General features: G+C 52.2%; 18 protein-coding genes. 11 read left to right on the plus strand and 7 right to left on the minus strand.

Translation table 11 applies throughout. The features are described from left to right. The first annotated feature begins 12 nt into the window (after positions 1 to 12). The 7 genes from LX87_RS21190 to LX87_RS21215 all read left to right on the plus strand — a co-directional run bounded on the left by LX87_RS21190 (position 13) and on the right by LX87_RS21215 (position 9024). Positions 13 to 699, plus strand: coding sequence for a response regulator transcription factor (locus LX87_RS21190; protein ID WP_111630266.1), 687 nt, complete (start codon positions 13 to 15; stop codon positions 697 to 699). 1 nt (position 700) lies between these two features. Then, complete coding sequence (locus LX87_RS21195; protein ID WP_111630267.1) at positions 701 to 2068, plus strand: sensor histidine kinase; 1368 nt, start codon at positions 701 to 703, stop codon at positions 2066 to 2068. Between the two features lie 193 nt (positions 2069 to 2261). After that, positions 2262 to 3515, plus strand: coding sequence for a TolC family protein (locus LX87_RS21200; protein WP_111630268.1), 1254 nt, complete (start codon positions 2262 to 2264; stop codon positions 3513 to 3515). Between the two features lie 8 nt (positions 3516 to 3523). After that, on the plus strand, positions 3524 to 4606 hold the full coding sequence (locus LX87_RS21205; protein ID WP_111630269.1) for an efflux RND transporter periplasmic adaptor subunit: 1083 nt from the start codon (positions 3524 to 3526) through the stop codon (positions 4604 to 4606). Between the two features lie 98 nt (positions 4607 to 4704). Beyond that, the gene (locus tag LX87_RS21210) at positions 4705 to 7842 is read left to right on the plus strand and encodes an efflux RND transporter permease subunit (RefSeq protein WP_111630270.1); all 3138 of its coding nucleotides are present in this window, start codon (positions 4705 to 4707) and stop codon (positions 7840 to 7842) included. Between the two features lie 387 nt (positions 7843 to 8229). Continuing rightward, positions 8230 to 8406, plus strand: coding sequence for a hypothetical protein (locus LX87_RS28990; RefSeq protein ID WP_211325346.1), 177 nt, complete (start codon positions 8230 to 8232; stop codon positions 8404 to 8406). 207 nt (positions 8407 to 8613) lie between these two features. Then, positions 8614 to 9024, plus strand: a complete 411-nt coding sequence (locus LX87_RS21215; RefSeq protein WP_211325347.1) for a response regulator — start codon at positions 8614 to 8616, stop codon at positions 9022 to 9024. Here the strand turns inward: LX87_RS21215 and LX87_RS21220 are convergent. The 4 genes from LX87_RS21220 to LX87_RS21235 form a co-directional block, all read right to left on the minus strand. Further along, positions 9021 to 9983 (minus strand): threonine ammonia-lyase, encoded by a 963-nt coding sequence (locus tag LX87_RS21220; RefSeq protein WP_111630272.1) that lies wholly within the window; start codon positions 9981 to 9983, stop codon positions 9021 to 9023. The two genes, LX87_RS21215 and LX87_RS21220, sit on opposite strands and share 4 nt — an antisense overlap. 60 nt (positions 9984 to 10043) lie before the next feature. Continuing rightward, the gene (locus LX87_RS21225; protein ID WP_229310756.1) at positions 10044 to 10922 is read right to left on the minus strand and encodes an alpha/beta fold hydrolase; all 879 of its coding nucleotides are present in this window, start codon (positions 10920 to 10922) and stop codon (positions 10044 to 10046) included. Positions 10923 to 11057: 135 nt separating this feature from the next. Next, complete coding sequence (locus tag LX87_RS21230) at positions 11058 to 11534, minus strand: methylated-DNA--[protein]-cysteine S-methyltransferase (RefSeq protein WP_111630274.1); 477 nt, start codon at positions 11532 to 11534, stop codon at positions 11058 to 11060. Between the two features lie 107 nt (positions 11535 to 11641). After that, positions 11642 to 12862, minus strand: coding sequence for a PQQ-dependent sugar dehydrogenase (locus LX87_RS21235; protein ID WP_229310757.1), 1221 nt, complete (start codon positions 12860 to 12862; stop codon positions 11642 to 11644). Between the two features lie 294 nt (positions 12863 to 13156). On the opposite strand from LX87_RS21235, the gene LX87_RS21240 reads away from it, so the two are divergent. From LX87_RS21240 to LX87_RS21250, 3 genes are all read left to right on the plus strand, one after another. Continuing rightward, positions 13157 to 13981 (plus strand): serine O-acetyltransferase, encoded by an 825-nt coding sequence (locus LX87_RS21240; protein ID WP_111630502.1) that lies wholly within the window; start codon positions 13157 to 13159, stop codon positions 13979 to 13981. A gap of 71 nt (positions 13982 to 14052) precedes the next feature. Beyond that, positions 14053 to 14604 (plus strand): RNA polymerase sigma factor, encoded by a 552-nt coding sequence (locus LX87_RS21245; protein ID WP_111630275.1) that lies wholly within the window; start codon positions 14053 to 14055, stop codon positions 14602 to 14604. Positions 14605 to 14683: 79 nt separating this feature from the next. Then, a complete protein-coding gene (locus LX87_RS21250; protein WP_111630276.1) occupies positions 14684 to 15028 on the plus strand; it encodes a thioredoxin family protein in 345 nt (114 codons plus the stop codon). Between the two features lie 204 nt (positions 15029 to 15232). On the opposite strand, the gene LX87_RS21255 is transcribed toward LX87_RS21250, so the two are convergent. From LX87_RS21255 to LX87_RS21265, 3 genes are all read right to left on the minus strand, one after another. Next, positions 15233 to 16099 (minus strand): hypothetical protein, encoded by an 867-nt coding sequence (locus tag LX87_RS21255; protein WP_111630277.1) that lies wholly within the window; start codon positions 16097 to 16099, stop codon positions 15233 to 15235. 211 nt (positions 16100 to 16310) lie between these two features. Continuing rightward, positions 16311 to 16904, minus strand: a complete 594-nt coding sequence (locus LX87_RS21260) for a TetR/AcrR family transcriptional regulator (RefSeq protein WP_111630278.1) — start codon at positions 16902 to 16904, stop codon at positions 16311 to 16313. 173 nt (positions 16905 to 17077) lie between these two features. Then, positions 17078 to 17818 carry an SAM-dependent methyltransferase gene (locus LX87_RS21265; protein ID WP_111630279.1) on the minus strand — a complete coding sequence of 247 codons (741 nt, stop codon included), beginning with the start codon at positions 17816 to 17818 and terminating at the stop codon, positions 17078 to 17080. A 130-nt stretch (positions 17819 to 17948) separates the two neighbouring features. Between LX87_RS21265 and LX87_RS21270 the strand changes: the two genes are divergently transcribed. After that, positions 17949 to 18869, plus strand: coding sequence for an ROK family protein (locus tag LX87_RS21270; RefSeq protein WP_111630280.1), 921 nt, complete (start codon positions 17949 to 17951; stop codon positions 18867 to 18869). Positions 18870 to 18926 lie beyond the last annotated feature (57 nt).

Below are 18926 nucleotides of genomic sequence, written 5' to 3' on the forward strand. Positions count from 1 at the left end.
TTCAAGAACCGTATGAAATCTATTCTGATCGTTGAAGATGACCGCCGGATTGCCCAGAACATCAGCCGCGGCCTGATGGAAGAGGGGTATCAGACGGAGGTGGCTTATGAAGGCTACAACGGCCGCGATCTGGCGCTGAATAAACCCTTCGATCTGATTATTCTGGACATTAACCTGCCGGGTCTGAACGGCTACGAAATCTGCCGAAATGTCAGGGCCGAAAAACCGTATGTGCCCATCATCATGCTGACGGCACTGGGCGAAATCGAAGATAAGGTGGAAGGGCTGGAACGCGGAGCTGACGATTACCTGGTCAAACCGTTCGATTTTCGGGAGTTGAACGCCCGGATTGCGGCCTGTTTCCGGCGGGTGGATTTTCTCGATAAAGCGTTGAACGATGAGGTATTGCGCATTGCCAACCTCGAAATTAACATTTCGACCAAGCAGGTCCGGCGCGACAATACCCTGATTGAACTGACCGCCCGGGAGTTTGCGCTCCTTGAATACCTCGTTCGGAACCGGGGCCGGGTGGTTTCCAAAATGGATCTGGCGGAAAAAGTCTGGAGCCTGAATTTTGATCCCGGTACGAATGTGGTGGAGGTGTATATCAACTACCTGCGTAAAAAAATTGACCGGGATTTTGAACCGAAACTCATTCACACCCGGGCCGGTATGGGCTATCTGTTAAAAGCAGAATAAGATGAAAATCAGAACCCGGATTGCGCTCCAGTTTTCGCTCATTGTAGCCTCCATCCTCCTGGGTTTTTGCCTTATTATATATTTTACGACAGCCGCCTACAGCCGTGAGGACTTCTACGAACGGCTGAAAAAGAAGGCCCGGACCACCGCCCGGTTTCTGGTTCAGGTCAAGGAAATTGATCAGAACCTGTTGAAAATCATCGATCGGAACACGCTGACGGCTCTGTACGACGAGAAAGTGCTGGTATTCGATGAACGCAACAAGCTGATTTATGCCAGCGTGGATGACCACATCATTCATTACCAGCGCAGTTTACTCGATGAGGTTCGGGAAGCAAAGGAAGTTGAAACCTGGAGCGATGAAAACCAGCTCGTCGGTTTATTTTATGATGAAGGCGGGCGCAAACTGGTGGTGCTGGCTTCGGCTTACGACCGGGTGGGGCGGAGTAAGCAGATAAACCTGCGGATGACGCTCATCTGGTGCCTGATGGGTGGTATCGGTCTGACCGTTGGCCTGGGTATTTTTTTCGCCGGGCAATCGCTCCGACCCATTGGGGAAATTAACACGCAAATCTCGACGATCACGGCCCGAAACCTGCGGCAACGGCTCGACGAAGGGGATCGGAAGGACGAAATCGATCAGTTGGCCGTTAACTTCAACGCCGTGCTGGAGCGGCTCGAACAGGCTTTTGAGCAACAGCGCAGCTTTGTATCCCATGCTTCCCACGAACTGCGCACCCCGCTGGCGGCCCTCAAATCCGAAATTCAACTGGGCCTGCGCCGTCGGCTGAATCCGGACGAATACGGCGATATTCTGACTAATTTACTGTCGGATGCAGATCGGCTTATTGCGCTGACGAACAGTTTGTTATTTCTCGCCCGTACGCTCGAAAACATCAGCCAGATGCCGCTGGAACCGGTTCAGATGGAGGAAGTCATTCTGCTGGCGCGGGATGAACTGCTGAGTGCCCAGCCACGCTACCGGATTGAATTTGATTACGAAAACCTACCCCAGTCGGAAACCGCAACGACGGTTTCGGGAAATGAAGAACTGTTAAAGCGGGTGCTGCTGAACCTGATGGATAACGCCTGCAAATACTCGCCTGACCACACGGCCCGGGTCCGGATCCGGACCGATGAGAAATCCTGCTCGGTGAGCGTCAGTGATGAAGGCATCGGTATGAACCCGGAAGACACCGAGCGTATTTTCGAGCCGTTTTACCGCACCGCCACCGCAGCCGGGTATGACGGTTTCGGCATTGGCCTTTCCATCTGTCAGCGCATCATCGAGTTGCATCAGGGCCAGATTACCGTCAAAAGCCGTCCAAATGAAGGGAGCCAGTTTACCGTGCAGTTAGCCCACCTATAAGCTCCCATGCCCAGCAACCGGCCCCTACAAGCCTGAAAAGCTTGTAGGGGCGGCATCGTCAGTCAGCAAGAGTACCCTCAAAAGGTCGTTCTAATCTTTTTTTAACAAGTCTTTAACTTCTTTCTAATTTGCTTTTAACGGTCTTCTAACACGGATTGATGAATCTTGCAGCCGCAATGTGCAATCGATCTGAATGCGTTTTTTAATCATTATTTCTCTGTGTTGCCTGTTTTCCGGGAGTGGTCGGGCGCAGGATTCGCTCCGTCTGAGCCGTCGGCAGGCGGATAGCCTTTTTATCAAAAACAATCTGCTGCTGCTGGCCGGGCGGTTTCGCATCGAAGCCGGGCAGGCGGAAATCATCCAGGCCAGTTTGTATGACAATCCCACGGTTTCGGTCGAGGTGAGTGCCTACAACATCGAACGACAGCGCGCGTTGGATGTGGGGCGTCAGGGGCAGAAAATCATCTCCGTTCAGCAACTGCTGTACACGGCCGGCAAACGCAACAAGCGGATTGCGCTGGCCCAGGAATCAGCCAAACTCAACGAATACGAGTTTGCGGATTTGCTGCGTTCCCTCCGGTTTGAACTGCGCAGCCGGTTTTTCGAGCTTTATTTTCAGCAACAGACGCTCGGACGTTACGATCGGCAGATCAGCACCTTACAGAGTACTGTAACGGCTTTCGAACGGCAGTACGACAAAAACAACGTGTCGCTGCGGGAGTTGCTCCGGCTTAAGGCACTGCTTTTCCAGTTGAACAACGACCGGCTGGAAATCCGGCTTCGGCAAACCGAAAATCAGCAGGTGCTGAGGACGTTGCTGTCCATTGATCAGCCCATTCTGCCGGTGGTCGATGAAGCGCAGTTGCGGCAATACCGTTTGCCCAGCCAGCCGGTTGACTCGCTGCGGGATATGGCCCTGCGCCACCGCGCCGATGTGCTGGCGAGCCAGTCGCTTACCCGGCAATCGGAGTTGAACTATAATCTGCAAAAATCCCTGGCGGTGCCGGATGTGCGCGTCGGCGGAACCTACGATCAGGCCGGAAGCTACATACCCAATTACCTCGGCGTTTCGGTGAGCATGGACCTGCCGTTTTTAAACCGCAACCAGGGGGCCATCAAAGCCGCCCGTAGTCAGATCAATTACCAGAAGCAGCTCCAGACTCAGAAAACCGTTCAGGTGGGTAACGAAGTCCTGGCCGCCCTGCAAAAAGTGCAGGAAGTGGAGCAGACGGTGCAATCGGTCGAATCCCGGTTTTCAGAGCAGTTCGAGCAACTGAATCAGGGGCTGTTTACCAACTTTCAGAAACATAACATCTCGCTGCTGGAGTTTATCGACCTCATCGAAACGTATAACGAAAGCACCCGGGAACTGAATCGGCTCAAAGCCGACCGCATTAGTGCGTACGAAGAATTGAATTATGTCGTGGGAGAGGAATTATTTAATTGAAAATGAGGATGAAATCAGTGGTTAGTTATGTGTTTTTGGGAATGATCGGCCTGGCGACGGCCTGCCATCAGAAACCGGAAGCCGAAGAAGCGCAGGCTTTTATGATGTCGGATACGATGATGAACCGTATTCGGCTGGATACCGTCACGACGCTCCCGGTCCGGAGTGAACTGACGCTGGTTGGCAAGGTGGCCGCCGACGAAAACAAGGTCATTAAAGTGTTTCCGCTGGTGGGTGGCGTAGTGGAGGAAGTGGATGTGGAACTGGGCGATTTTGTGAAGAAAGGTCAGCAGTTGGCCGTGATTCGCTCGGGCGAAGTAGCTGATTTTGAGCGTCAGATGATTCAGGCGCAGTCGGACCTTTTGCTGGCCCAGAAAAACCTGAGCGTGGCCGAAGACCTGTTCGAAAGCAAGCTGAACTCCCAGCGCGAAGTAATCACTGCCCGGAAAGACGTAGAAACTGCTCAGGCCGAACTGGCCCGCGTAAAGGAAATCTTTCGGATTTACGGCCTGGGCAAAACGCCGACCTACATCGTCCGGGCGCCGATTGACGGGTTTGTGATCGAGAAAAATGTTAACCGGGAGATGCAGCTTCGGTCCGATAATGCAGACAATCTGTTTACCGTCGGCCAGATCAGCGACGTCTGGGTGCTGGCGAATGTGAACGAAAGCGACATTGGCCGCGTCAAAGCCGGAATGGCCGCCAGCGTGCAGACGCTGAGCTACCCCGATCAGCGATTTAACGGGCGGGTTGATAAGATCTTCAGCGTGCTTGATCCCGGAACCAAAGCCATGACCATTCGAATCCGGCTGCAAAATGAGGGCATGAAGCTCAAACCCGAAATGCACGCAACGGTGTCGCTGCGGTTTGACGAAGGCCAGCGCATGGCTTCCGTACCGTCAAACGCGGTTATTTTTGATAATTCCAAATACTACACCATGGTGTTCCGGAGTCGCTCCGACATTGAAACCCGTGAAGTCCAGATCCATAAATTTCTGGGAGATATTGCCTACGTCAGCTCGGGTCTGAAACCGGGGGAGAAAGTCATCTCGAAGAATCAACTGCTGGTATACGACGCGCTTAACGATTAAGGTGCGGCTTTGGGCGTGGGCATCGGCAGACCAATCGCTATATCCACACCATTTTCGCTTGTTGCCCACGCCCGAAGCCTTCCGTCCCTCTTATTTTCATGGATAAATTCATTCGAAATATTGTCGGTTTTTCGCTCAAGAACCGGTTCTTTATCTTCTTTCTGACCGCCGGGCTTATCATCGCCGGGGTGGTCAGTTACCTGAATACGCCCCTCGAAGCGTTTCCAGACGTTACGAATACGCAGATCATTGTCGTCACGGAATGGAATGGCCGGAGTGCCGAGGAAGTGGAGCGGTTTGTAACCGTGCCCATCGAAGTCGCCATGAACTCGGTGCAGCGCAAAACGAACGTGCGGTCCATTACGATGTTCGGGCTATCGGTTATCAAAATCATTTTTGAGGACGACGTAGAGGATTTTTTCGCCCGGCAACAGGTCAATAACCAGCTTCGAACCGTAACCCTGCCCGAAACCGTCGAACCTGATGTGCAGCCGCCCTACGGGCCGACCGGTGAAATCTTCCGCTTTACGCTCGAAAGCAAAACCCGCGATAGCCGCGAACTGCTGACCCTTCACAACTGGGTAATCGACCGGCAACTGCGCAGCGTGCCCGGCGTGGCCGATGTGGTGGCGTTTGGGGGGCAGGAAAAAATCTACGAAATCCGGGCGAACCCCTCCCAGCTAACAAAATACGACCTGACTCCGCTAGAAGTTTACCAGGCCATCACGCGCAGTAACATCAACGTCGGGGGGGATGTCATTGAGCGCAACGGGCAGGCTTACGTGGTGCGGGGGGTGGGCCTGTTGACGTCCATTGCCGACATTGAAAACATCATTATTCAGGAACTGAACGGCAACCCCGTGCTGGTCCGGAATGTGGCCGAGGTGGCCGAGTCGAGTCTGCCGCGCGTGGGGCAGGTGGGCCTTAACGATAACGACGATGTGGTGGAAGGCATTGTGGTGATGCGGAAAGGCGAAAATCCGAGCGAGGTCCTGAAGCGGGTAAAAGACAAGATTGAGGAGCTGAACACCCGCATTCTGCCCGCCGATACCAAAATGGTGACGTTCTATGACCGCGATAACCTCATTGCGTTCTGTACGCGCACGGTTATGCACAACCTGACGGAAGGCATTGTTCTGGTGACGGTGATCGTTTTTATTTTCATGGCCGACTGGCGGACCACCGTCATCGTTTCCATCATCATTCCGCTGGCGCTGCTGTTTGCGTTTATGTGTCTGAAGCTGCGGGGTATGTCGGCCAACCTGCTGTCGATGGGGGCGGTTGATTTCGGGATTATCATTGACGGGGCGGTGGTGATGGTGGAGGGGATTTTTGTCTCGCTCGACCACCTGGCGCACAGGAAAGGCATGGAGCGCTTCAACCGGATGAGTAAGCTCGGCCTGATCAAAAAGACCGGGGGCGAACTGGGCAAAGCCGTGTTTTTTTCCAAACTCATCATCATTACGGCGCTGTTACCGATTTTCTCGTTCCAGAAAGTGGAAGGAAAAATGTTTTCTCCGCTGGCCTGGACGCTCGGTTTTGCCCTGTTGGGTGCGCTGATTTTTACGCTGACACTGGTACCGGTGCTGTGCTCCATTCTGCTACGGAAAAACGTTCGGGAGAAAAATAACTTCATCGTTCGGTTTTTCGACCGGACCGTTACCGCCGGTTTTGAGTGGTGCTATGCCCGCAAACGGCTGAGTTTTCTGCTGGCGACGGTATCCCTGGGGCTCACGTTTTTTTCGGCCACGCTGTTAGGAACCGAGTTTTTACCGCAGCTTAACGAAGGGGCCTTGTGGGTGGAAGCCAAGCTGCCGATGAGTTCTTCCCTGAGCGAAACGACCAAAATGGTGCGGGTGCTGCGCAAAAAACTGATGGAATTTCCGGAGGTAAACGGCGTTTTGTCGCAGACGGGCCGCTCCAATGACGGCACCGATCCGTCCGGATTTTATTACGTGCAGATGCAGGTCAACCTAAAACCGAAGGACGACTGGACCCGCAAGATCACGACCGACGAGCTGATTGAGGAGATGGACGGAAAACTCAAACAGTTTCAGGGCATTAACTACAATTACTCGCAGCCGATCATTGACAACGTGGCCGAAGCCGTGGCCGGGATGAACGCGTCCAATGCCGTCAAGATTTTTGGCGAAGACCTCAACACCCTCAACGGGCTGGCGAACGAAGTGATCGACGCCATCAAAGATGTGCCCGGTATCAAAGACGTCGGGATTCTGCGCAACATCGGTCAGCCCGAAATCAGTGTGTTGTTTCACGACCACAAAATGGCGCTCTACGGTGTTTCGACCGCCGACGCCCAGGCCGTGATCGAAATGGCCATTGGGGGGAAAACCGCGTCGATTCTGTACGAGGGCGAGCGCCGGTTTGACATCCGGCTGCGCTACGCCGAGAATTACCGTAAAACCGAGGACGACATCATGCGCCTGATGGTGCCGACCCTCCACGGGGGGAAAATACCGCTCAGTGAGATTGCTACCCTGCACAAAACCACCGGACCCGCCTTCATCTACCGCGACCTGAACAAACGGTTTATTGGGGTGAAGTTTTCCGTTCGGGAGCGCGACCTAGGCAGCACCATTGCCGAGGCCCAGCGCAAAGTGGAGCAGAAACTGAAAAAGCTGCCGAAAGGCTATTCGGTCAATTGGACGGGAGAATTTGAAAATCAGGTCCGGGCTACCGACCGGCTGGCGCAGGTGGTTCCGATCTGTCTGGCGGCCATTTTCGTCATTCTGTTCGTGATGTTTGGCAGTGCCAAGGATGCCGGGCTGGTGTTGCTCAACGTACCGTTTGCCCTGATGGGCGGCATTCTGGCACTCCACATTACGGGGATGAATTTCGGGATTTCGGCGGGTGTGGGCTTTATTGCCCTGTTCGGAATCTGCGTGCAGAACGGGGTTATTCTGGTATCGGTTTTCAACCAGAACCGGGCTCATCGCCTGCCGCTCGACGAGGCCATCCGGCAGGGGGTGCAGTCGCGTATCCGGCCTGTGGTGATGACGGCCCTGATGGCGGCCATCGGTTTGCTTCCGGCGGCTGTCTCAACCGGCATTGGCTCGGAAACCCAGAAACCGCTGGCGATTGTGGTGATTGGCGGGCTGATCACGGCGACGGTATTGACGCTGCTTGTTTTTCCGATCTTGTACCGGTATTTCTACCGCAAGGCTCCGGCCACCGTCAAACCGTGGCGTCGGGAGCCGCAACCGCTCGAAGGTTGAAAAAATTAACTTTTTTCTAAGATTACTCTAAGCCTTTTCTAATGCTGCGGTGCCTATTTTGTAGGAGAAACACGGCACGACAGGCGGCAAACCTGGCATATTTCTTCTCAGTGCGGTTCGTCTATTTTAGGAGAAATCCAAACGAGCATACGCGTAGAAGGTACCCTTAACCGATAAGGGGTTGCCCTGATTTTATTGACATTACAATCTTAGTGTTAGATAGAAGTTTTAGCGAGTAATTGCTAATTTCAGGTGATTTCGATAGCCGGTCTCTTCTTGGAGGCCGGCTATTTTTTTAGAAAAAAATCTAATTTTTTTCTAATCCACTTCTAATGCGTATTTAAGCTTGGGATGGCATCTTTGTACTAAGACTAACCCTTATGAAAAATGTCCTGGTTTGAATATAGTCAGTGTGTACTGAACAAAGTAGATTTCGACCGGCGGCTGTTCCGAAAAGAGTTGCGTAAGCTACTGAGGTGGCTTTCTCCGCCGGAACGTTTGCAACTCCTGCGGTGGTGCAGACAGCAGTTAAAGCGAAAAGGGCGGCTGCATCCCAGCGGCTAATCTTCAGGTAGAAGTAGCTGACAAAGGGCTGGAGAAGGTATCTTAACACTTTTGTCCTTGCTTTTTTGTCTATAGTCTTCCTTTTATAGTAGTGTTTTCTTTAGCGTTTTAGGTAGAAAGCGATTAGCCGATTCAGTTACTGAGTCGGCTATCTTGTTGCAGTCCATTTAACTAAAAAACAGATTTAGTATGTCGTTGAAACACCGTATGATTTTTATTGTCGATGACGACGACGATGATTGCTCCATGCTTTGGCAGGCGTTTCAGAAACACCATCCCGGTTGTCTGTTGTTTGGATTTTCGGATGGGCAGGAATTACTGGATCATCTGGCGGATTATTATGATGTGCCGGATTTGATTATCCTGGACCTGAATATGCCGGTAATGGACGGCATCACGACGTTGAAACGGTTGAAACACAGCAGTCGGTTCCGCACCATTCCCACCGTTCTGCTAAGTTCGTCCTTCGAAACCAACCATAATTTGCGTATCAACGAGTTAGGCCCCGGTGCTCTACGGTTTAAGCCCACGAATTACAGCGAATTCGTTCAGTTGACGAATCAGTTGTATCCGGCTGAAACCGTTTCGGGGTTTAATTCCGCAAAGGCGAAGGGTTAAAACGGCAATCTGCCCAGATCGACATTCCCACCGCTTAAGATGATGCCCATTTTCTGACCGGCAAACCGCTCATTGTGTTTGAGTAAAGCCGCGAGCGGAACCGCGCTCGACGGTTCGATTACGAGTTTCATTCGTTCCCAGACGAGTCGCATGGCGGCCACAATTTCGGAATCCGAAACCGTCAGAACATCCGTGACGTGTTCGCGGATGTAGCCCAGCGTTCGTTCGCTGAGGCTGGTCATCAACCCATCGGCGATGGTGTTGATGTACGGCGCTTTTTCCACCCGGCCACTTTGGAACGACAAAACCGCATCGGCTGCGCCTTCTGGCTCTCCGGCAATGACGAGGGTTTCCGGACTCAGAAAATGGGTAATCAAGGCCGTTCCGCTCAGCAAACCGCCCCCACCAACCGGCGTCATGATCACGTCGAACGGTTGATCCAACCCCACATCCTCGATCAATTCCTTGGCGGCCGTTGCCTGCCCGGCAATCACGCGGTCGTCGTCAAACGGATGGATTAAGGTAGCCCCGGTGCGCCCGATCACTTCCAGCACCCCGGCTTCCCGGGCCTCAAGCGTAGGTTCACATTCGATGATTTCGGCTCCATAATCCCGAACGGCATCTTTTTTGACCTGCGGGGCTGTGCGCGGCATCACGATATAAGCCGTTGTACCCACCTGCCGGGCCGCAAAGGCAACGGCCTGAGCGTGGTTACCCGATGAGTGGGTCGTAACCGGGCCCAGCGTGCGACCGTGATACCGTTCCAGTTCCGACAGGTGCAGAACCGCATTCAGACCGCCCCGCGCTTTAAAGGCCCCGATTTTCTGCAAATTCTCCGGTTTAAAATAGATATCCGCGCCACTCAGGCTGTTGATGGTCTGATTGGTCAGAACGGGCGTTCGGTGAATGTGTGCCCGGATGCGATCGTGGGCCGCCTGAATGGTGTCGAGTAAGATCATTAAACGATTGGAATAGCGTAAAAAGGAATGCGGGCAAAGATAGGCTTTAGGCTGGTATCCTTAATTGGCCGAGACCTCATTACTTTTCGGCGGTCGATAACTGCCGCTACGGAGAATGAGACTTTTGACCATATCAGCGTGAGAACTGGTGATCATGTGACCGGCTTCGGGGAGAAAAATATATTCCGCCGGTTTGCCCATCAGTACCTTTTTAGCAAAATCGAGATTGGCCGGGTCTACCAGCCAGTCTTTACCGCCCTGCACCAGCGTAACCGGCACGTTTAGCTTGGACCATAAAGGACGAAGCTGGCGCAGTTCGGCAACGTGGGTGTATTTTTCGGCGGTCGCCAGGTTGAGATGCCGGTGCAGAAAGAGCTTGACGGGAGCCATTTTGCCCCATTTCGAAAACCAGAAAAACTTCTCTTTGTCGGGGTCGAGCGGAGAGGCAATCAGAAAGAGGTGTTTCACCCGGTTTGGATACATGATCGCCAGCCGGGCCGCCACCGGTGAGCCGTACGAGCGACCCAGCACAATAGCCCGTTTGCCCGAATGATTCAGGTTCAGCGCGTGGGCAATCCACTGGGCCTGTCGGGTCAGGGACGTGATGGCTTTGCGGCCCTTCCGGGATTTGCCGTAGCCCGGCCGGTCAACGGACAGAATGTGAAATTTAGTATGCAGCAAGCTATCGTCAAACATACGGAGGTAACCGTACCACGAACCCGGCGCCCCATGAATCAGCAGCAGGGGAGGCAGGGTGTCTGCACCAATGCTGGCGACGTGCAGCTTCAGGCTGTCGTTTTCGATGGTAAAAAAAGTAGGCTTGACCGCCCGATGGGCAAAGTGCTTCTGAATCTGACGGTCGCTCATCCGCCAGCGACGAAAACAGCCCGAAAGACTGAAAAGAAGCAGGAGAAACAGAATGCTAGGAAATACTCTCACGCAACAGATTAAGCTACATTTGAATCATTTATGGAATACGGTTTACGGAGGGTCGCCACCGCCAGAACCGGTATTCTTAAAAAACGTGTTAGTCAACAGAAATGATATACTAAATCACGAAACCGTAAGCCAGCTTTAAAATAAACTCAACTGGCCGTTGGCAATCTGTTCGTGTTCCAGTAGCCATTTTTTTCGGCCCAGACCGCCCGCATACCCCGTCAGATCACCGTTGGAACCGATGATTCGGTGGCACGGAATAATAATCCAGATGGGGTTTTTGCCGTTGGCCGCAGCCACCGCCCGAATGGCTTTTTCGTCGCCCAGGCGCCGGGTTAGTGCCAGATACGACATGGTTTTGCCGTAGGGTACCTCAACCAGCATCTGCCAGACCGACCGCTGAAAAGGGGTGCCCTGCGGACAAAGCGGGAGGTCAAACGACTTACGGCGGTTCTGAAAATATTCTTCCAGTTGCCGCGCGCATTTGTGCAGCACGGCGGGCACAAATGCCGAGTCCGGGCCGGGTTGGTCGCTGCATCGAACGCTCGTAATACCGTCTTCGTTGCCGCTGATGACAGCAAATCCGACCGGCGTGTGAATCGTTGTCGTATACATGGCGGATGGGTTGGCGTTCATAGCGACCAATCTACAGAAAATACGCTAAAAAAAAACAGACCCCTACCGGAATCTGTCGATAATTCTAGCGTCGAAAACGGAAGTGATTAATTGGTAGTAAAGCGCTTAATGGTGCCGCTGCTGTAGTCCAGTAAGTACACTTCCTGCCGGGCGTCTTCTCCAAAAGCCGAAACCGATCCGCCCTGGCTGCTAAGCAATTGATTGCCCGTTTTCTTGCCGTCTTCAAAACTCAGCGCCCACACCTTGCCGCTGCCAAAATCAGCATAGAGGTATTTTCCTTTCAACGTGGGTGTACTGCTTCCTCGGTATACCACTCCGCCCGTAACCGATATGCCCTCGCCACGAGGGTACTGGTGAATGGGGTCCATGAGCTGGCCCTGGTTGCAATCGTTTTTCGGATTAAAACACTCCTGGGCTTCCTTGAGCCGCCAGCCGTAGTTACCGCCTTTTTTGATGATGTCGATTTCTTCGAGTAGGTTCTGTCCTACGTCGCCCACCCAGAGCTGACCGGTTTCCCGATCAAAACTAAAGCGCCAGGGGTTGCGCAGACCATAGGCGAAAATTTCCGGAAGAGCGTTGGCATTGCCTACAAACGGATTGTCAGCCGGAATACCGTAATGGTCTTTATCGGTTTTGTCCACGTCAATGCGCAGCATTTTTCCCAGATAGGTCTTCAAATTCTGGCCGTTGTTCTGCGGGTCGCCACCACTGCCGCCATCGCCCGTAGCAATGTACAGAAAGCCGTCGGGTCCAAAGGCCAGTTTACCGCCATTATGATTGGAATACGGTTGCGCAAACTTGAGCAGAACCGTTTCGGTAGCGGGATCGACACGGTTGGCCGTGGGCGACGCTTTAAACCGGGAAATAACGGTTTCGCGGGGATTGTTTTTCGTATAATTAACGTAAAAGTACCCGTTCTGCTTAAAATTGGGGTGAAAAGCCAGTCCCAGCAGGCCCATTTCTCCGCCCGAAGCCACCTTATTAACTATGTCGAGATAGGTTTCGGCGGTTTTGGTCGCCGTGTTGTTTTCAAACATTCGAATTTTTCCTTCCTGTTCAATCAGAAACAGACGATTGGTACCGTCGCCTGCGTGAGTCAGTTCGACGGGCTGTTTAAAGGTCAGATTGGGGAAGGCATTTTGCAACTGCACGGCAACGGGTGCAGTTGTTTCGGTGCCCGTCGGCTCAGTGGCTGTCTCTCCATTTGCATCATCCGGTTGACACGCCAGGGATACCAGAAAGGCGAAGCCAACCGTTGCAGCCAGAGAGCCCATCAGCGTTGCAGCCGTTTTTTTTAAATATGTCATCGAAGTATTGATGAAGTTCGGTACTTTCGTCATATCAAGATTGTAGCCAGAAGGTAAAGACGAACTTTTTAGCACTGTTTTTGTTTCTTTTTCAACCGATTACCGGGAAAGTTGTTTTCATGCTCATTACCAGACAAATCACAGCCTGTTGTTGTCGTTCCTCAAACCGGGGAAGTCGGTCTACGGTATTTGTCTACCCTGTTGACCCTTCGAAAGAAGGATTTTTTTTGGGCCACGGTTTTATTACTCGATCGAATTGATTCTTTCTATAGACTTTTACTGAGCTGCTACTTCATGACTTCTGCCGAACAGCAACATTTCTTTGAACGAATGGCTACGCAAAACGCCAGCTTTCGATACCGTTTGCCTTCCAAACCGGATGTGGGCCGGTTCATCGACAGTCTGATTCGTTTTCTGTTTCCAATTACCCAGGATTGCAAACAATTTGTGGTCAGCACCGCCGATACGTATCGTGAGCTGAACCGGCAGTTGGGGTGTCTGCTGAAGCCGCTGGAAGAGCATCTGCCGGTCGATAAGGACTTGACGGCGGAACGGTTTTTCGACCGGCTGCCGGACACGTACGATGCCCTGCTGCTGGATGCACAGGCCATTGCCGCCTTTGATCCGGCGGCTGCGGGCGTGGAAGAGGTGATTGCGATTTATCCCGGTTTTTACGCCATCGCCGTATACCGTATTGCCCACGTGCTAACGGGGCTGGAGGTGCCCCTGTTGCCCCGGATGATGACCGAGTACGCCCACGGCCATACCGGTATTGATATTCACCCGAACGCCAAAATTGGTTCATCCTTCTTTGTCGATCACGGTACGGGCGTGGTGATTGGAGAAACGGCCATTATCGGCTCCAACGTTAAAATCTACCAGGGTGTTACGCTGGGTGCTACGAACGTTGCCAAGTCGATGGCGTCGAAAAAGCGCCACCCAACTATCGAAGATAACGTCATCATTTACGCCAATGCCACGATCCTGGGTGGTCGGACGGTGGTGGGACATGATTCGGTGATTGGCGGTAACGTCTGGCTGACCCAGAGCGTCGAACCGTATTCGCTGGTATACCACACGAGCCAGATTGAAGTCCGGTCGCTGGCTGCCGAATCCTAAAAAGTTAAAAAATCGGGAACCATCGGGTGATCCTTTGCGGCTTTGTGGTATAAAGGCTAAATGGATTTGCCATGAACTGCATTTGTGATCATAACCTGCTGGAATTGTTACGGTTGGGCGATACGTCGGCCTACGAGTGGGTTTATAAAAAGTATTACCCGACGGTTGCCCGGTTTATTCAGCGCAACAACGGTAACGAAGGGGATGCGGAAGACGTTTTTCAGGAATCGGTGATTCTGCTCCACCAAAAAGTAACTGCCCCCGGCTTTCAATTAACATCAACGCTAAAAACCTTTCTGTTTTCGATTGCCAGAAATCTCTGGCTGAAAAAGCTGCGGGATGAAAAGATGGTGACCATTCCGGAAGAGCAACTGATTGCGTTGCAGGATACCCAAGATTTTATGACGGACGAGCCCGCGTCCGCCGATGTTCAGCACGAACGGCTTAACGCCTGGATGGCCCGTATTACCGGCCACTGCCAGCGCGTGATCAAATCCATTTACTTCTCGCACGAGCCGATGGATCACCTCATGGTGACGATGGGCTGGAAAAACCGCCATACCGCCGTCAATCAGAAATACAAGTGCATCCAGCAGTTGAAGCGGGCTTCGGAAATCAGCTGAAATTTCTCAATTAATTTTTGAATACCGGGTGATTTTTACCCGTCAATTGGAATCAACAGAAAACAAACGATTCGCAACGATGACGATTGAAAACACCAAAGCGGTTTACGCGACCGATCAAAACTGGGACGCTCTATTGGAAAAACCGGGCGTGATGCTCGTTGATTTCAGTGCAGAATGGTGCCCGCCCTGCCGCCGTCTCGAACCTATTATTCATGAATTAGCCGGTGATTTTGCCGGTACGGCCACTGTTGCTACCATCGACGTCGAAATGAATCCGGCGGTGACGGCCCGTTACAACGTCCGGAATATGCCGACCCTGCTGGTGTTTAAAGACGGCCAGCTCGTCAACCGGCAGGTGGGCTTCACGACGAAGTCCGTTCTGGCGGATTTGATTGAAGGCCAGCTTGTTACACTTCCCTGACCAGCGCAATGGCGTCGTTGGAAAGGGTTTCAAATTCCAGCGCATCCGGTGTTGCTGCGCCCGTCGCGGGTATCGTTGGTGTTGGCGTTTTGTTGTATACGCCAACACCAACGATGCAGGTAAACCGCAGGCGTCTGTCGGTGAATGGGGGAGACCGGTGAAAAAGCCGTCCGGCGATGGCTTGACGATAAGAATAGGCGGGTTTTAGTGGGCCAGAACAAAGCCAAGCCAGGGAGTCAGGCGCTCGTATTCCTTGCGCAACTCCTTTTCTAGTAACGCATTACGAGCAATTAGGTCCTGCATGGACTGCCGGATGATGAGACGGTTTTCGGGCGAATCGGGTAGGGGCGCTAACCGGTTTTCGAGGCTTCGGAGCTCATTTACAAAGGCCGTATCGTGCGGAGCTGTTGTCCATGCAAGGGACACAGTTAATTTCCAGACGACCTGACTACAAAATGCTTCCAACAGGGGGCGATTGCTAACTTCACTTCGGTCGTTGCCAGGTTTGATTTGCCATTGTATGTGTTGACCATCACTCGCTTTGATCCACTCAAAAAACCGGGCTGTGGTTTGCATCAATTCGGGCATCGTTACCGTAATTTTAGGCGGTACGGTATATCCTTCCACGTCAGTGCCTTTGGCTTGCAGGTAATAGGTCGTCATGGTCAGAAAATGGCGGTTTAACACGCTGTCTTTTTGCAGGGCCTGGTGTAAGACGGTATTTAAGGTGTTGAGCGTGTCCTTAAGAAAGGTGCTTTGTTGTACCGGAGTGAGGGTAGATAAATGAAACTCCCGTGGGGCTGTTATAGGAGGAGCAAGGGTTGAATACCGACTTAATACGTAGCTCCAGTAAATGGCATTTTGAGGAGTATATATTTCAGCCAGAACGTGGTTTGGTGGTAATGTATCCAGCACCACGGTCAGATAATACCGACTATCTCCCGTTGGTATGACCTGGAATTTGGTCAGGAAGGGCAGTTGCTGGCTGACCCGCTGAACCGTCCAGCGTTGACTGAAACCCGATTGCTGCAACAGAAACAGAAAGCCCAGAACGATCGTTAGCGGTTTCATGGTGAGAAGGTTTACGGTATTCTCCCTACAATCAGCTTGTTGGGAGTGAAGGTAATCATCTTCTCAACGAAATGGTGAACGGTTAACTTTCTTTAACAAACGTGGGATCGCTCGAAACCGGATACGAAGAAAACGGCAAAATAAGGCACTCGTATCTCAGCATTGCCGATAAAAAGCAACGTAACGTTTGATTAAAACGGGTAGGGTGAACTTACCGCAGTCCGCGGACAAACCGGCGGATGGAGTCACGGTATACCTGCTCCGATAATTCCAGCGACTGCCGATCCCGCAGCATCAGGGCGAGGCTGATCATTCCGTGCGACAGCGACCACCACTCAAAATAAAGCTTTTGGATGCTTTCCTGCGACTTGGGAATAAACGTAAAAATGATCTCCCGAATCAGTATACTAACCGCTTCCATTCCGCTGGATTCGCAAATGGGGCGATTGCAGTAGGCACCGTTCAGGTTGTGCATGACCTGGTAAATTTCGGGCTGGTGCATGGCAAACTGCCACTGTGCAACCGACATTTCGAACAGCCGTTTTTCGGGATCACGGTAGAGCTTTTTGATCCGTTCGTATTCGTGTTGCAGTTCACGAAAGCCGTCATTCCGGATTTCGTCCAGCAGGATATCTTTACTATCGAAATATTCGTAGACAATCGGGGCACTGTAATCAATGGCATCGGCAATCTTGCGAATTGACACGGCTTGCCAACCTTCCCGGCGAGCGATGTCTTTCGCAGTCAGAACAATAGCAGATCGGGTTTGCTCCCGGCTGCGTTGTTTGCGCTCAAGTGTCTCCATTCGGTTTTTTGTCAAGTTAACAGTGTTAAATCGCCGTTAAACTACACATAACTCGTCAGATCATCTAATTAAATTGCAATTATTCTTGTTAAAGTTCAATGTTTGCACTGAATAATATTGTTAACTTATTCGTTTTCAGATGTTACCATTAATGCCTCCCTGAGTACCGTAATTTACTCGGTTTTTTGAGCAATCAGCAGTAGACGTTCATCCCCAAGTAGAAAGTCCGAACCATCCAGGCTGCTGTACCGATCGGTAAGGATCAAACCCGCCTGTGTAAAAAGCCTTTGTAACTCAGCCATTGTATAGACATAATGTTTCGCCATACGCTGTAAGGTCTGACCATCCCGCAGATACGTCAACTGGGCGTTGATACAACTTTCGTGGATGTCGTACTCATTTTCCATCAGAAACGTAATGTCACCAATTTGCATCCAGTTTCGTTCCTGAAAATCGGGTAAGACGCTCTCGGCAACCATGGCCGTGTCGGCAACAAACCGGCCACCCGGAACAAGAGACTCCGCAATTTTTCGGAGAAAAGCCAGCATCTGATCATGTGGAAAAAAGCTGAAGCTGTTGCCCAGGCAGTAGGCCGCCTGAAAACCGTCACCTGGCGGTACGGTCAGAAAGTCCCCCAGATGGGTTTCAACAGCTAATTTCTCGGCTTTAGCGGCTTTTCGAAGTGCTTCGATTGACTCGGCTGAAATATCAATACCGGTCACGGCGTAGCCCATGCGGGCCAGTTCGAGTGCATGCCGACCGTGGCCGCAGAACACATCCAGTACCCGCTGACCGGGTTGTAATTCGAGAACATCGTTCAAAAAATCGCATTCCAGTTCGGTTTGCTCGTCGGTTTGGGCCGCATTCCAGGCTTCCTGCACCAACCCGTTAAAAAAATTATCGTACCAGGCCATGAGAGAGTGATTCGTTAAGCGTTACGAATTGGGGGTTATCAGGAAGCGCGTCGGCAACTCTTCACACCTAACTCTTACTTCTTAACTCCTTTTTTTCGTAATTCGCGAGTCAAAATTCTTGAATCCATTCATGCAAACCTATTGGGGGATCGATTTAGGCGGAACTAAAATTGAGGGCGTGGTGCTGTCGGCACCTTCGCCGGATGCCGTCGTTATTCGGAAACGTATTGATACTGAGGCCGATAAAGGATATGGGCACATTGTAAGCCAGATTACGAAATTAGTCGGTTTACTCAGAGCCGAAACCGGTTACCAGCCTGATCATATCGGCTTCGGAACGCCCGGTACCTTTGATCCGGCCCGGCACGTTATGAAAGGCTGTAACACGACCTGCCTGAACGGAATGCCGTTACCGCAGGAACTGGAAAAAGCACTGGGCGTGCCGGTGTCGATTGCCAACGACGCCAACTGCTTCGCTCTGGCGGAGGCTACGATGGGGGCCGTGCCGGAGGTGGTGCCGGATTTTCGCGCCGTTTTCGGGGTGATTATGGGCACGGGCGTTGGCGGTGGTGTTGTTTTTCGCGGAAAAGACGGCCAGCCCTTTGTGCAGAACGGTTTACAGGGCATCGGGGGAGAGTGGGGCCACATTATTCTTGAAGAAAACGGATACCCGTGTTACTGCGGCAAGCGGGGTTGCAACGAGCAGGTTTTTTCCGGCCCGGCCCTGCAACGGTATTACGAAGACGTTAGTGGCGAAAAGCGGAAGATGAAGGAGATTGTCGAGCGTCACTACGCGGGTTCGGACCCGTATGCAAGCCAAACCGTCGACCGGCTGCTGGAAAATTTTGGCAGAGCCATTTCGGTCATTATCAACGTGCTGGACCCCGATGCCATCGTGTTGGGCGGAGGTGTTGGCAACATTGATCTGCTCTATACCGAAGGCGTCGAACGGGCTAAGAAGTACGTCTTCAACGAAGGCCGGCTGGAAACCAAATTTCTGAAACCCAAACTCGGCGACAGCGCAGGCGTCTTCGGCGCAGCCATGTTGTAATTAAAAATTAAAAGTTAAGAGTTAAAAGTAGGGCTCCGCCAGATCATACGCGCCAGC

Source organism: Larkinella arboricola (assembly GCF_003259745.1).
Taxonomy (GTDB): Bacteria; Bacteroidota; Bacteroidia; order Cytophagales; family Spirosomataceae; genus Larkinella; species Larkinella arboricola.